This window comes from Tsukamurella conjunctivitidis (genome assembly GCF_007858475.1).
GTDB lineage: Bacteria > Actinomycetota > Actinomycetes > Mycobacteriales > Mycobacteriaceae > Tsukamurella > Tsukamurella conjunctivitidis.
In genome coordinates, this window is record NZ_VIGX01000006.1 from 286,309 (window position 1) to 299,256 (window position 12,948).

Sequence of the window (12,948 nt, forward strand, 5' to 3'; positions counted from 1 at the left end):
CCCCCGCGCGGCGCCACCGCGCGGTCAGGCGAGTTCGCCCGCGACCCCCTCCGCGGCGGCCACGAGCGCGCCGGACGCGGCGAGCTCGACCACGGCCTCGATCTCGGGGGCCAGGTAGCGGTCGGTGCCGGGGCCGTCGACGCGGCTGCGGATGAGGTCGCGGACGGCGCCGGTCGCGGCGGCCGGCTGCAGCGGCGCGCGCAGGTCGATCGCGCGGGCCGCGGTCAGCGCCTCGATCGCCAGGACGCGGGTCAGGCCGTCGATCGCACGACGGAGCTTGCGGGCCCCCGACCACCCCATCGACACGTGATCCTCCTGCATCGCGGAGGAGGGGATCGAGTCCACCGACGACGGCGCCGCGAGGCGCTTGAGTTCGGAGACGATAGCGGCCTGCGTGTACTGCGCGATCATGTGGCCCGAGTCGACGCCCGGGTCGTCCGCGAGGAACGGGTTCAGTCCGTGATTGCGCGCCTTGTCCAGGAAGCGGTCCGTGCGCCGCTCGCTCATGGACGCCACGTCGGCGGCGACGATGGCGAGGAAGTCCAGGACGTACGCGACGGGAGCGCCGTGGAAGTTGCCGTTCGACTCCACGCGGCCGTCCAGGGTGATGACGGGATTGTCGACGGCGCTGGCCAGCTCGTAGCCGGCCACGGTCTCCGCGTGGGCGACGGTGTCGCGGGCGGCGCCGGTGACGATCGGCGCGCAGCGCAGGGAGTAGGCGTCCTGGACGACGGTGGTGTCCTCGCGGTGGCTCGCGACGATGGGGGAGCCGTCGAGCAGTCGGGTCATGTTCGCGGCGGCGACGGCCTGCCCGGGCTGCGGCCGCAGGGCCTGCAGATCGGCGGCGAAGACGCGGTTCGTGCCCATCAGGCCCTCCACGCTCATCGCCGCCGTGACGTCGGCGAGCGTGAGCAGTCGGCGCAGGTCGTGGCAGGCCATCACGAGCATGCCGAGCATGCCGTCGGTGCCGTTGATGAGTGCGAGGCCCTCCTTCTCCTCCAGCACGACGGGCGTGATCCCGGCGGCGGCCAGGGCCTCCGCAGCGGGGACGAGCGCACCGTCGGGCGTGCGCACCGTGCCCTCGCCGATCACGGCGAGCGCGCAGTGTGCCAACGGAGCGAGGTCGCCCGAGCAGCCCAGGCTGCCGTACTCGTGGACCACCGGCGTGATCCCGGCGGTGAGCAGTGCGGCGTAGGCGCGCGCGACCTCGGGACGTACGCCGGTGCGGCCCGTCGCCAGGGTCGACAGCCGCAGGAGCATGAGGCCCCGGATCACCTCGCGCTCGACCTCGGGCCCGGAGCCCGCGGCGTGCGAGCGGATCAGGCTGCGCTGCAGCTGCTTGCGCAGCTCGGTCGGGATGTGGCGGGTGGCGAGCGCGCCGAAGCCGGTGGACACGCCGTACACGGGATCGGGGCTGTCGGCGAGCGCGCGGATGTGCGCGCGGGTCGCGGCCATCGCGTCGAGCGACTCCTGTGACAGCTCCACGGCAGCGCCCTCGCGGGCGACCCGCAGGACGTCCTCGAGGCTGACGGGGCCGATGCCGACGGTGACGGTGGTCATCAGAGTTTCTCCAGTTCGATCTTCGGGGTGCGGGGGAGGAAGCGGAACGCCACGGCCAGGAGGATCAGCCACACGGCGCCCACGTAGAGAGCGACGCGGGTGTCCGCGTGGAAGGCGAGCAGGACGGTGACGAAGACGAGGAAGGCCATCGTGATCAGTTGGCCGTAAGGCCACAGCGGCACGGGGAACGTCAGGGCGGCCTCCTGCTCGGTGGTCATGGCCCGGCGTGCGCGGTACTGCGCGGCCAGGATCATCAGCCAGACGAAGATGGTCGCGAAGGTGGCGATCGAGGCGATCACGGCGAAGACGCTCTCGGGGATCAGCCAGTTGAGGACGACGCCGATGATCAGCGCACCGGCCATGATGACCACCGTGAGGTAGGGGACGCCGTTCCGCGAGACCCGGGTGAGCGCGGCCGGCGCCTGTCCGCGCTGCGCCATGCCGTAGAGCATGCGGCCGGCACCGAAGACGTCGCTGTTGATCGCGGAGAGGGCCGCGGTGATCACCACGACGTTGAGCACGGCCGCCGCCGGACCGACGCCGAGTGCCTCGAAGATCTGGACGAACGGGCTGCGATCCGTGGTGATCTCGTTCCAGGGGATGATCGCCATGATCACCGCGAGGGTGAGCACGTAGAACAGCAGGATCCGGATCGGCACAGTGTTGACCGCGCGGGGAATCGTCTTCTCGGGATCCTGCGCCTCGCCGGCGGTGATGCCGATGATCTCACTGCCGCCGAACGCGAAGATGACGATGGCGAAACAGCCGAGGAAGCCGCCGAAGCCGGTCGCGAAGAAGCCGCCGTTCGACCAGAGGTTGGACACGCCCTGCGAGGTGTCGTGCAGGCCGAAGCCGAAGATGAGGACGGCGATGCCGCCGGCGATCATCGCGATGATCGCCGCGATCTTCACGAGCGTGAACCAGAACTCGAGCTCGCCGAAGGTCTTGACGCCCACGAGGTTCACGGCGGCGATGAAGAAGATGATCGACAGCACCCAGATCCAGCGCGGCACATCGGGGAACCAGAAGCCCATGTACACGCCGAACGCGGTCACGTCGGCGAGCGCGACCACGATCATCTCGAAGATGTACGTCCACCCCGTCATGAAACCCGCGAGCGGGCCGAGGTTCGCCGAGGCGAACTCGCCGAACGAGCCCGCGACGGGGTTGCGGACCGACAGCTCGCCGAGGGCGCGCAGCACGATGTAGATCGCGGCGCCGCCGATGACGTACGCGACGAGGACCGCCGGGCCCGCGGACTGGATGGCCGACGCGGAGCCGTAGAACAATCCCGTGCCGATCGCGGAGCCGAGGGCGATGAACCGGATGTGGCGCGCGGACAGGCCGCGGACCAGGGTGGAGCCGAGGTCGCTCACGGGGACTCCTTAGCGGGCGGACGGGGCTGTGCGGTGGGTCACACCCGATATGTATAGCGCTGTCTATACAAATGTGCAAGACCCGGCCCGGACCCATCCGGCACCGCGGGACTCAGCGGACCAGCACCGTGGCCACGATGCCCGCGAGGTAGCCCAGCCGGGCCACCTCGGACGGACGGAAGTCCGGGCCGCCGGGACGGCCGACGAGCACGACCTTGCCGATCGCGCCGAGCGGCGCGGCGGCCAGCTTGGTGTCGAGCTGCTGCCAGGTCTCGGGCACCCAATCGGCCTCGGCGTCGAGGGCGACGGGGCCGCTGAGCGGGAGGAAGTCCAGGTGCTCGGGCGGCGTCTCCGGCAGGCCCGAGGAACCGAAGACGGGCCACTGCGTCTCCGGGCTGTTGCTCAGTACGGCACACCAACCCACTCGCAGAACGCGGGGAATCTGGTTCGCCAGCATCTGGAGCTGGTCGCGCCCGGCGGCGGCCACGTGGTCGATCAGCTCGAGCTCGCGGTGGGTGTCGAGCACGTCGGCGTACGGGCGGATCGAGTCGACCGTGATGCCGTCGAGCGCTTCCGCGGCGGTGATCAGCGTGTCCGGCAGCGACTGCGGGCCGAGGTCCACGACGATGTCGTCCACGGCGAAGCCGCTCCCGCGCTCCACGACGTCGAGCGAGAGGATGTCGGCGCCCACCGAACCCAGGGCGACGGCCAGGGAACCCAGGCTGCCGGGACGGTCGGTGAGGCGGACGCGCAGGAGGTAGGACACGCCCCGATTGTGGCACCCGCGCCCGCCGGGCGCAGATCCGCGGCGGGGGACGCGCCCCCGCGGCGAACGTCGTGCACTAGCAGCATCGACCGTCGCGGGGTGGCGGAGCTCGAGGAGAACACCTGCGCTCCCGACCTGCCCCGCTGAGCCGACGTCGGCAAGATCACACCGCCTCGGTTGGTGTCCCGGGACGTGCGCACCGACACTGGTACGCATGCCCCACACCGAAACCCGGGCGGAGGCAGGAGCGGCCCACAAGGCCTCGCTGACCTCCGTCGCCCGACGCATCGCCCCCGGCCGCGAACACGAATTCCTGGCCTGGACCGACGCGGGAATCGCACTGGCCCGTACCTATCGCGGCTTCCTGGGCGGCGGCTGGGTCCGTGCCGCGGACGATCCCGAGCTCTACTTCGTGATCTACCGATTCGCCTCCGACGAGGAACCCGCCGAATGGCAGGGCTCCCGGGTCCGTAAGCACTGGCTCGAGCGGTGCGAGGGCCTCGCCGTCGAGACGGCCACGCACCGCCTCTCCGGGATCGAGGGCTGGTTCTCCCCGCAGTCCGACGGTGCCGGCCCCGTCGCCGCCCCGGTGGCGAAGGTCCCGCCGCGGTGGAAGCAGGCCGTCGCCATCTGGCTCGGTTTCTTCCCGCTCTCCCTGCTGATCAACTTCCTGGTGCTGCCGCACCTGACCGTCCTGCCGGCCCACGGCTGGGGGCTGGTCGCCCGCACGCTGGTCGCGACGCTGATCAACACTCCGCTCATGGTCTTCCTGGTGCTCCCGTGGGTCACCGCGCGCATCAAGCCCTGGTTGGAGCGCCGCTCCCTGACCTGAGCAAGAACGGTCAAGCGCGGGCGGCGCCGGGCGGTCGATACTGATCGCATGTCCGCACCCGCCGATCCGCTGCGCCGGCTCCTCGAGGCCGTCCTCGCCGACCCGCACGACAACCTCGACGCCATGGCCGCCGGCGCCCACAGCTCGCCCTTCCACTTCGCCCGGCAGGTCCGGGCCGGTGCGGGGGAGTCGCCCGTCGCGCTGCGCCGCCGGGTGCTGCTGGAGCGATCGGCCTGGCAGTTGCAACGCGGTGCGACGGTGACCGACGTCGCCTTCGCCGCCGGGTACGAGTCCGTGGAGGGCTTCATCCGCGCCTTCGCCCGGGCCTACGGTCACTCGCCGACGGCGCTCCCGCGGACCGTCGGGCATTGGCTCCCGGCGCCCAACGGCCTGCACTTCCACTCGCCGACGGTGCTGTACGTCGATGCCGCCGAGGGGCACGAGGATTCGTCGGGCGACGTGTTGGCCCTGCAGGTGCAGCACGACGCCGCGGACATCGGCGCTCTGCTCGACGCCGTCGCACAGCTACCCGACGAGCAGTACCGCGCGGTCCGGCTCCCCGGCTCGCGGCCGCGCAGCTGGGACGGCCCAGACGAGTCTCTCGCGCAGGTGATGTGGCACCTCGTGCACAGCGCGGAACCGTGGCTCGCGACCGTCGCGGGTGAGCCCGAGCCGCAGCTCGACCCCGACGACGCCCCCGCGGCGCTGCGCGGCCACCACGAGCGGATCTCCCCGCGGTGGCTCGCGGTGATCCGCGACATCGAGCGGCGCGGCGCGTGGGCGGATCGCGTGATCGACTCCCTGTGCGATCCGCCCGAGTCCTTCCTGCTCTCGCAGATCGTCGCGCACGAGCTGACCTTCTCGACGCACCGCCGGCTGCTGGCGCGCTGGATGCTCGCCGACGCGGGCGCCGCCGTCGACACCCCCGCACTCGATCCCGACCCGATCATCTGGCACCGACGCATCACCGGAGGAAACGCATGACCGCGTACTCGTACTACACCGCCTCGACGCTCGACGGCTTCCTCGCCGACGAGAACGACAGCCTGGACTGGCTGCTCAGTCAGCCGATCGACGACGGCGGACCGATGAACATCGAGGAGTACATGACGACGGTCGGCGCGATCGTCATGGGCTACACCACCTATCAATGGGTGGTCGACCGGGTACAGGCCGGCGACGAGCCCTGGTACTACGCCGACTACCCGGTGTTCGTCTTCACGCACCGGGAGCTCGAACCCATCCATCCGGGCGTGCGGTTCGTCGCGGGCACCCCGGGCGAACTCCGCGCGACGCTGGAGGCGGCCGCGGCGGAGAAGGGCGTGTGGGTCGTGGGCGGCGGCGACCTCGCCGCGCAGTTCGCCGAGGCGGGCATGCTCGACGAGGTGATGATCAGCTACGCGCCCGCCACCGTCGGGTCGGGCAGGCCGCTGTTCCCGCGCGCCTTCGACTTCGAACTCGTCGAGTGGGCGCGGAACAAGGCCTTCCTGTGCGGCCGCTACCGGGTGGTGGGGCCGCGCGCGTGAACGCCGCATAGGATCGGGGGCATGTCTGCCATCTCCCGGGACGAGGTCGCCCACCTGGCGCGCTTGTCGCGCCTCGCCGTGACCGACGACGAGCTCGACGTCTTCGCCACCCAGCTCGATTCCATCCTCGAGCACGTGAAGGTGGTGACGGAGGTCGGCGCTGATGCGAGCACTGCCGATGTCGCGCCGCTGACGCTGCCGGTCGGCAACGTGAACGTGAACCGGGGGGACGAGCCCGTCGGGAGCCTCACCCCGGAGGAGGCGCTCTCGGGCGCCCCGAACCGCGAGGGCGACCGCTTCGCCGTGCCGCGCATCCTGGGGGAGGAGTGACCGTGACCGACCTCCGTGCATCGAACGAGATCACCGGCGCCACCGCCGCCGACCTGGCCGCGAGGATCGCCGCCGGTGACCTGAGCTCCGTCGAGGTGACGCAGGCGCACCTGGACCGGATCGCCGAGGTCGACGGCGATCTGGGTGCCTTCCTGCACGTCGGCGCCGATGCGGCCCTCGCGGCGGCGCGGACCGTCGACGAGGCCCGGGCCCGCGGCGAGGAGCCCGCATCCGCCCTGGCCGGCGTGCCGATCGCGCTCAAGGACGTCTTCACCACCACCGACGCGCCCACAACTTGCGGATCGAAGATCCTCGAGGGCTGGACCGCGCCGTACGACGCGACGGTCACCGCGAAGCTCCGCGCCGCAGGCATCCCGATCCTCGGCAAGACCAACATGGACGAGTTCGCCATGGGCAGCTCGACGGAGAACTCGGCGTACGGCGTGACCCGCAACCCGTGGGCCGCCGACCGCACGCCCGGGGGCTCGGGCGGCGGCAGCGCCGCGGCGCTCGCCTCCCATGAGGCGCCGCTCGCCATCGGCACCGACACCGGCGGCTCGATCCGCCAGCCCGCGTCGCTGACGGCCACCGTCGGCGTGCGCCCGACGTACGGCGCGGTGTCGCGCTACGGCCTCGTCGCCTGTGCCTCGTCGCTCGATCAGGGCGGGCCGTGCGCGCGGACCGTCCTCGACACCGCCCTGCTGCACGAGGTGATCGCCGGGCACGACCCGCGTGATTCCACTTCGCTCGACGCCGCGGTGCCCGACGTGGTCGCCGCCGCCCGTGCGGGCGCCGCCGGGGACCTCAAGGGTGTCCGGGTGGGCCTGGTGAAGGAGTTCGGCGCCGACGGCACCGAGGCCGGCGTGCAGGCGAGCTTCGAGAAGGCCGTGCAGCAGCTGCGCGATCTGGGCGCCGAGACGGTCGAGGTGTCGCTGCCGACGCTGCAGTACTCGCTGGCCGCGTACTACCTGATCCTGCCGTCCGAGGTCTCCTCGAACCTCGCCCGCTTCGACGCCATGCGTTACGGCCTGCGCACCGGCGACGACGGCACGCACTCGGCCGAGGAGGTCATGGCGCTCACGCGCGAGGCGGGCTTCGGCCCGGAGGTCAAGCGGCGCATCATGATCGGCACCTACGCGCTGAGCTCCGGCTACTACGACGCGTACTACGGCAGCGCGCAGAAGGTCCGTACTCTGCTGGCCGAGGACTTCGCCCGCGCCTACGAGAATGTCGACGTGATCGTCTCGCCCACCACGCCCACCACGGCGTTCAAGCTGGGAGAGAAGGTCGGCGACCCGCTGGCGATGTACCTGTTCGACCTGTTCACGCTGCCGACGAACCTCGCCGGGCACTGCGGCATGTCGGTGCCCTCGGGCCTGTCCACGGACGACGGGCTCCCCGTCGGCCTGCAGATCCTGGCGCCCGCGCAGGCCGACGACCGGCTGTACCGGGTCGGCGCGGCCTACGAGGCCGCCCGCGGCCCCGTCGCCTGACGGGCCCCGGGTCGGCCCGGCCGACCCGGCCGGCCCGGGTCAGGGCGCCGGGTGCAGGTGGGTGGTGATCCCCAGCATGTTCCAGGTGTTGATGGTGCCGACCGCGATCAGCAGGTCCGTCCGGCGCTCCTCGCCGAGCAGGCGGCCGGCGTCGTCCCACAGCGCGTCGTCGACCGGGTCGATGCCGGCGGTGAGGCGGTCGACGAAAGCCAGTGCCACGCGCTGGGTCTCGTCGAAGAACGGGCTCTCCTCCCAGGCGGAGACGCCGTAGATCGTGCGGGTCGGCGTGCCGAGTCGCTCGAGGTCGCGCGCGTGCATGTCGACGCAGTAGGCGCAGCCGTTGATCTGTGACGCGCGCAGTTTGACGAGGTCGTAGAGGACCTTGCCGAGCGATGACGCCAGCCGGCCGTCCAGCGCGATGAGCGCCTTGTAGGTCTCCGGCGACGACGTGGCTCCGGGGGTGCGGCTCATGATGGGCTTCCTCTCGTAAAATGGATATTTGGTATCCAGATATTGGTTATGGGCTATCGGGTGGTTTCTGGAACGGCTTCAGGCGCCGCCGAAGTGGCGGCGAGCGGCATCGGCGACCCGCCGGGGGGTGGCGTCCGACAGGTCGGCGACCGAGGTCGCGGCGAGCTCGCGTCGCCACGCCAGCTCAGCCCCGCGCATCGCGTGGGCGATGCCGCACGGGCGCGCGAACTCGCTGCGCGGCCGGTCCTCGTTCATGCCGCGCTGCCGGATCTCGGTGCAGGCGAACGCCGCGGTGCCGCCCTCGATGGCCGCGACGACGTCCATGAGGGTGATCTGCGATGCCGGACGGGCCAACCGGACGCCGCCCCGGCGGCCGGGCAGGGATTCGGTGATCCCGCTGCGCGCCAGGGCCTGTAGCTGCTTGCCGAGATACGCCGCGGGGAGGTCGTAGGACTCGGCGAGACGCGAGGCCGGGACGGGGGTGAGTCCGCCCTCGTCGAGCCAGTGCAGCAGCACGCACGCGTGCGCAGCCCACTCGACGCCCTCGCTCATCCGCATGGTCCACTCCCTCTCTTAATCCGGATGCAACGTATCCGGTTAAGCGGCGGTGGGCAAGCTCTCCTGCGCGACGAGGTCCGCGACCAGCGCGGAGCCCTGCCGCTCGTCGTAGCGGTGTCCCAGACCGGGCGGCGGCGCGGTCGCGCCGAGGAGGTCGACGGTGGCCTGGACGAACGAGAGCACGGGCAGCCAGGGCGGCCGCGGGGTGGCGCGACCGGAACCGGAAGCGGCGCGTGCGGGCGGTGTGACCAGCAGCCGGGACGACCAGATCCCCACCGGATCGGAGGCGTTGAGCTGGGCGGGCCCGGTGACCGGTACTCCGGCCGGAGTGCCGACCTGCAGGGTCGCCGCGACGGGGGCGTGGAGCTCCGCCGCTCGGCGTTGCGCCGCGAGTACGCCGACCGTCCCCAGGCTCTGTCCGTACACCCGGAGCGGCGTCGACGGCGCCCGTCGGTGCAGCTCGTCGATCAGCGCCGCGGTACTCGCCGCCGCCGCGTCACGGTGCAGCACGAAGGACTGCCAGCTCGGCATCTCGGTGTACTGCACGGCCACGATCGCACTGTCGCCGTGCAGCGCCTCCTCCACGCCGCGCACGAAGTGCGGGTCGACCCAGCCGGATCCGGTCGGAACCGCGACCACCACGGCCCGCCGGCTGAGGCCACCGGCCGCCACCAGTCGGTCGACCGCCACGGCGGCTCGCGCGGCCGGGGAGTCGCCGTCGCCGAGCGAGGCGTAGGCCCGGACGCCCGGCGCCGAGGACTCGATGCCGGCGAAGCGCTCGGCGTACGCCGCCGTCTCCGCGGGCGTCGCCGTGGCGGGCCAGGCGATCCCGCCGAGCACCGCGACCCCCGCCACAGCAGCCGCGGCCGCTCGTGCCCGCACCGGCCGGAGGGCTGCGGCCGCGAACGGTGCCGCCGTTACCGCGCAGACGAGCGCAGCGAAGGACAAGGGGCCCAACGGATCGACTCCAGCGGCGGACCGGAGGTGGTTCTGCCACAGCAGCCAGCCCACCAGCGCCACCGGCAGTAGGTAGAGGGCGGCGCGGCCGCCACCGTCGGACGGCGTCCGGCGGCGCACGACCGCCCAGCCGGCCAGCGCCCCGAGGCCGCCGAGAATCAGGCACACCGCGATCTGGGTGAGTACGGTGCGCGGCAACTGGTTCGGGAACAGCGCGCACGCCACGCCGACGGCGTAGCCGGTGAGCACCCCGCCGCGGACGCGTCTCCGCGCGCTCACAGCCGGCCCCCGCCGGTGAGCCAACCGGTGACGATCTCGCGGACGGACTCGGCGCGGGGCGGACCGTCGTGCTGACGCCAGGTGTTGGCGCGCACCGCCATCACCGTGAGCCCGGCCACCTCGGTGCAGTGACGGCGCTGCGAGACGGGCCGCGCCGCGCACGCGGCGGCCAACCGGTCTGCGAAGGCGTCGTCGATCCGGTGGCGGGCCCAACCGCCCAACGGTCGCCCCGTCGCGTCGGCGTGCCGGAGCAGGTCGTAGCCCAGATCGTGCGCCTTGCAGGGGGCGTCGAAATCGGCGGGCAGCCGCACCACCGACGAGCAGTCGCCGTGCGGCGCCAGGGCGTAGCCCGGACCGGGGGCCGCTGTATACCCAAGGGTGCGGGGCACCGCGCGGACCTGCGCGGCGGGATCCAGCGCGGGATCAGTGACGGCGCGAACGGCGGAGGCCGTCGCGGAGTCCTCGCGCTCTGCGGAGTCGCCCACGGCGGCGGGGAGGGGGAGCCCGAACGACAGGGGGACGGCGAGTACGGCTGCGGCGGCGAGCATGCGGCGGTTCATGACAGCGACGCTAGGAACCGGGGACCGGCACTCGGATCGGCTGCGCGAGTGGTTCGATATCACCCGGAAGTATGAGGACGCCGAGTGTGCGGTACCCCTAGCGTTGCCTTCCATGAGGACGACCACGAAGAGGATCGAGCGGTTCGGACGCGCCACGGTGCGCGCCGGCCGCTACCTGGACCGGCAGAGCGCGCTGCACATCGAGGCCCCGGACGGTGCGCTGCACGCCACCCCGCTCGGGATGTTCCTGTCCCGGAAGATCAACTGGCTGTTCCTACTGGTCGCACTCATCATGTGGGCGGTCGCCTGGCCCACCCTGAACGAGCAGTTCGCGGTGCCCGCAGCGCTGCTGCCGATCATCAGCGGACTGTCCGTGCTGCCGATCGCGATCGCCTGGGCGCATCCGCGCGTCGCGTGGGGGATCGTCGCCGCGACGGCCGCGCTCTTCCCGCTGATGTGGTTCGACGCGAAGCAGGACTGGCAGTGGAACTGGCAGGTCTCGCTGATCATGGCGATGCTGATCACCAGCTGGATCGCCTTCCTCAAGTGTGCGCCGCTCGACGCGATCGCCATCGCCGCAGCGTCGTCGGTGCTGTTCTGGATCAACGCGCAAGAGGGCACAGGTGGCGGCTGGGTCGCCGGGATCATGGTCTCGTTGGTGATCATCCTGCTGCTGCGCCTGGCGCTGCAGTCCCGCAACCGCCTCGAAGAACAGACCGAGGTCAGCGAGCTCGAGCGCGGCCGTCGCGCCATCCTCGAGGAGCGCACCCGCATCGCCCGCGACCTGCATGACATCGTCGCGCACCGGATGTCGCTCGTGGTGGTCCAGGCGCAGACCGCGCAGTACCGCGTGCCCGACGTCTCCGAGCGCGCCCGCGCCGAGTTCGACGGTATCGCCGTCTCCGCACGCGAGGCCCTCAACGAGGTCCGCGCCCTGCTCGGCGTCCTCCGGCTCGACGACGCCTCGGCCGAGCTCGCCCCGGCACCCGGCCTCGGCGGCGTCGACGAGCTGATCGACGGGGCACGCGCGGCGGGAGTCGTCGTCGACTACCTGCCCCTGCCCGACCCGTCGGCGATCGGGGAGAGCACCGCGCTGGTCGCCTACCGCATCGTGCAGGAGTCCATCGCCAACGCCACCCGGCACGCGCAGGGCGCGGCGATCACCGTCGCCCTCACCCTGGACGCCGGCACGCTCAACCTGAGCATCGAGAACGGCCCCCGCACCTCGGACGCCGATCTCGGCGGCCCCGGCCTGGGCCAGGGCATCCCCGGTATGGCAGAGCGGGCGCGCACCGTCGGCGGTTCGTTGTCGGCGACGCCGACGGCGGGCGGGGGCTTCGCGGTCCGTGCCGCGCTCCCGGCCCGTTCCGACGGTGCCACCGCCTAGGCTGGGTCCGTGCCCATCACCGTCTTCATCGCCGACGATCAGGCCATGGTCCGGCAGGGATTCGGCGCCCTGCTCGGCGCCCAGCCGGACATCTCCGTGGTCGGGGACGCCCCGGACGGGAAGGCCGCGGTCGCCGAGGTGGCACGCCTGCAGCCCGACGTGGTGCTGATGGACGTCCGGATGCCCGAGATGAACGGGCTGCAGGCGGCCGCCGAGATCCTGCGCCGCCACGACGGCGTCCGCGTGCTCATGCTCACCACCTTCGACATCGACGACTACGTCTACGAGGCGCTGCGCGTCGGCGCGTCCGGCTTCATGCTCAAGGACGCCCCCGCCGAGGAGCTCGTCCGCGCCGTGCGCGTGGTGCACGAGGGCCAGTCGCTGCTCGCCCCGTCGGTCACGCGGCGGATGATCGCCGAGGTCACCGCGGCCCGGGCGCACCGTCGCACCCCGCCCCCCGCGCTCGCGACCCTCACGCCCCGCGAGCGCGAGGTACTCGAGGCCGTCGCCGCCGGGCGGTCCAACGCCGAGATCGCCGCGGCGCTGTTCGTCTCCGACCAGACCGTGAAGACGCACGTCAGCAAGGTCCTGCAGAAGCTGGGACTGCGCGACCGGGCGCAGGCCGTGGTCTACGCCTACGAGACGGGAGTCGTGACCCCCGGGTGAACTCCTCGGGCGATGGCATGACAGGTCCGGGGCGAGGCGGCAAGATCGGTGGCATGAGTCTGCGGATCGGAGTGCTCACTGGCGGGGGTGACTGCCCCGGCCTGAACGCGGTCATCCGCGCGGTGGTCCGCACCAGCGCCTCCCGCTACGGCTCCGCAGTCGTCGGATTCCAGGACGGCTGGCGCGG

15 protein-coding genes are annotated in these 12,948 nt (G+C 72.1%); 8 read left to right on the forward strand and 7 right to left on the reverse strand.

The annotated features are described in order from the left end of the window. Nucleotides 1-24 precede the first annotated feature (24 nt). From hutH to FK530_RS13620, 3 genes are all read right to left on the reverse strand, one after another. Complete coding sequence (hutH, locus tag FK530_RS13610; RefSeq protein WP_146487560.1) at nt 25-1,560, reverse strand: histidine ammonia-lyase; 1,536 nt, start codon at nt 1,558-1,560, stop codon at nt 25-27. Beyond that, nucleotides 1,560-2,936: an amino acid permease gene (locus FK530_RS13615; RefSeq protein WP_146487561.1), complete on the reverse strand. Its 1,377-nt coding sequence runs from the start codon at nt 2,934-2,936 to the stop codon at nt 1,560-1,562. The genes hutH and FK530_RS13615 overlap by 1 nt, the downstream gene beginning before the upstream one ends. Before the next feature lie 112 nt (nt 2,937-3,048). After that, the gene (locus FK530_RS13620) at nt 3,049-3,702 is read right to left on the reverse strand and encodes an ACT domain-containing protein (protein WP_146487562.1); all 654 of its coding nucleotides are present in this window, start codon (nt 3,700-3,702) and stop codon (nt 3,049-3,051) included. Nucleotides 3,703-3,916: 214 nt separating this feature from the next. On the opposite strand from FK530_RS13620, the gene FK530_RS13625 reads away from it, so the two are divergent. Genes FK530_RS13625 through gatA form a run of 5 tightly spaced genes read left to right on the forward strand, consistent with a single transcriptional unit; the run spans nt 3,917 to nt 7,883 of the window. Continuing rightward, complete coding sequence (locus FK530_RS13625; RefSeq protein ID WP_146487563.1) at nt 3,917-4,534, forward strand: antibiotic biosynthesis monooxygenase; 618 nt, start codon at nt 3,917-3,919, stop codon at nt 4,532-4,534. Nucleotides 4,535-4,582: 48 nt separating this feature from the next. Continuing rightward, entirely contained in the window at nt 4,583-5,518 is a 936-nt protein-coding gene (locus tag FK530_RS13630; protein WP_146487564.1) for a helix-turn-helix domain-containing protein, read from the forward strand. Further along, on the forward strand, nt 5,515-6,060 hold the full coding sequence (locus FK530_RS13635; RefSeq protein WP_146487565.1) for a dihydrofolate reductase family protein: 546 nt from the start codon (nt 5,515-5,517) through the stop codon (nt 6,058-6,060). The genes FK530_RS13630 and FK530_RS13635 overlap by 4 nt, the downstream gene beginning before the upstream one ends. A gap of 21 nt (nt 6,061-6,081) precedes the next feature. Beyond that, a complete protein-coding gene (gatC, locus tag FK530_RS13640) occupies nt 6,082-6,390 on the forward strand; it encodes an Asp-tRNA(Asn)/Glu-tRNA(Gln) amidotransferase subunit GatC (RefSeq protein WP_146487566.1) in 309 nt (102 codons plus the stop codon). Further along, entirely contained in the window at nt 6,387-7,883 is a 1,497-nt protein-coding gene (gene gatA / locus FK530_RS13645; RefSeq protein WP_146487567.1) for an Asp-tRNA(Asn)/Glu-tRNA(Gln) amidotransferase subunit GatA, read from the forward strand. Before gatC ends, gatA begins: the two co-directional genes overlap by 4 nt. 39 nt (nt 7,884-7,922) lie before the next feature. Here the strand turns inward: gatA and FK530_RS13650 are convergent, their stop codons facing one another. The 4 genes from FK530_RS13650 to FK530_RS13665 form a co-directional block, all read right to left on the reverse strand. After that, the gene (locus tag FK530_RS13650) at nt 7,923-8,354 is read right to left on the reverse strand and encodes a carboxymuconolactone decarboxylase family protein (RefSeq protein WP_146487568.1); all 432 of its coding nucleotides are present in this window, start codon (nt 8,352-8,354) and stop codon (nt 7,923-7,925) included. Nucleotides 8,355-8,432: 78 nt separating this feature from the next. Then, entirely contained in the window at nt 8,433-8,912 is a 480-nt protein-coding gene (locus FK530_RS13655) for an RrF2 family transcriptional regulator (RefSeq protein ID WP_146487569.1), read from the reverse strand. A gap of 39 nt (nt 8,913-8,951) precedes the next feature. Continuing rightward, nucleotides 8,952-10,148, reverse strand: coding sequence for an alpha/beta-hydrolase family protein (locus FK530_RS13660; RefSeq protein WP_158645098.1), 1,197 nt, complete (start codon nt 10,146-10,148; stop codon nt 8,952-8,954). Further along, nucleotides 10,145-10,708 (reverse strand): hypothetical protein, encoded by a 564-nt coding sequence (locus tag FK530_RS13665; RefSeq protein ID WP_158645099.1) that lies wholly within the window; start codon nt 10,706-10,708, stop codon nt 10,145-10,147. Before FK530_RS13665 ends, FK530_RS13660 begins: the two co-directional genes overlap by 4 nt. Nucleotides 10,709-10,820: 112 nt before the next feature. Between FK530_RS13665 and FK530_RS13670 the strand changes: the two genes are divergently transcribed. The 3 genes from FK530_RS13670 to FK530_RS13680 all read left to right on the forward strand — a co-directional run. After that, the gene (locus tag FK530_RS13670; protein WP_146487572.1) at nt 10,821-12,095 is read left to right on the forward strand and encodes a sensor histidine kinase; all 1,275 of its coding nucleotides are present in this window, start codon (nt 10,821-10,823) and stop codon (nt 12,093-12,095) included. Nucleotides 12,096-12,104: 9 nt separating this feature from the next. After that, complete coding sequence (locus FK530_RS13675) at nt 12,105-12,761, forward strand: response regulator (protein WP_146487573.1); 657 nt, start codon at nt 12,105-12,107, stop codon at nt 12,759-12,761. A gap of 59 nt (nt 12,762-12,820) precedes the next feature. After that, nucleotides 12,821-12,948: 6-phosphofructokinase (locus FK530_RS13680; protein ID WP_191834057.1), on the forward strand; the 128-nt coding region annotated here is incomplete at its 3' end.

Excerpts from the sequence above, each read along its gene's own strand:
- hutH (WP_146487560.1), bottom strand. The coding sequence starts at position 1,560 with ATGACCACCGTCACCGTCGGCATCGGCCCCGTCAGCCTCGAGGACGTC.
- FK530_RS13625 (WP_146487563.1), top strand. The coding sequence starts at position 3,917 with ATGCCCCACACCGAAACCCGGGCGGAGGCAGGAGCGGCCCACAAGGCC.
- FK530_RS13630 (WP_146487564.1), top strand. The coding sequence starts at position 4,583 with ATGTCCGCACCCGCCGATCCGCTGCGCCGGCTCCTCGAGGCCGTCCTC.
- FK530_RS13635 (WP_146487565.1), top strand. The coding sequence starts at position 5,515 with ATGACCGCGTACTCGTACTACACCGCCTCGACGCTCGACGGCTTCCTC.
- gatC (WP_146487566.1), top strand. The coding sequence starts at position 6,082 with ATGTCTGCCATCTCCCGGGACGAGGTCGCCCACCTGGCGCGCTTGTCG.
- FK530_RS13650 (WP_146487568.1), bottom strand. The coding sequence starts at position 8,354 with ATGAGCCGCACCCCCGGAGCCACGTCGTCGCCGGAGACCTACAAGGCG.
- FK530_RS13655 (WP_146487569.1), bottom strand. The coding sequence starts at position 8,912 with ATGCGGATGAGCGAGGGCGTCGAGTGGGCTGCGCACGCGTGCGTGCTG.
- FK530_RS13665 (WP_158645099.1), bottom strand. The coding sequence starts at position 10,708 with ATGAACCGCCGCATGCTCGCCGCCGCAGCCGTACTCGCCGTCCCCCTG.
- FK530_RS13670 (WP_146487572.1), top strand. The coding sequence starts at position 10,821 with ATGAGGACGACCACGAAGAGGATCGAGCGGTTCGGACGCGCCACGGTG.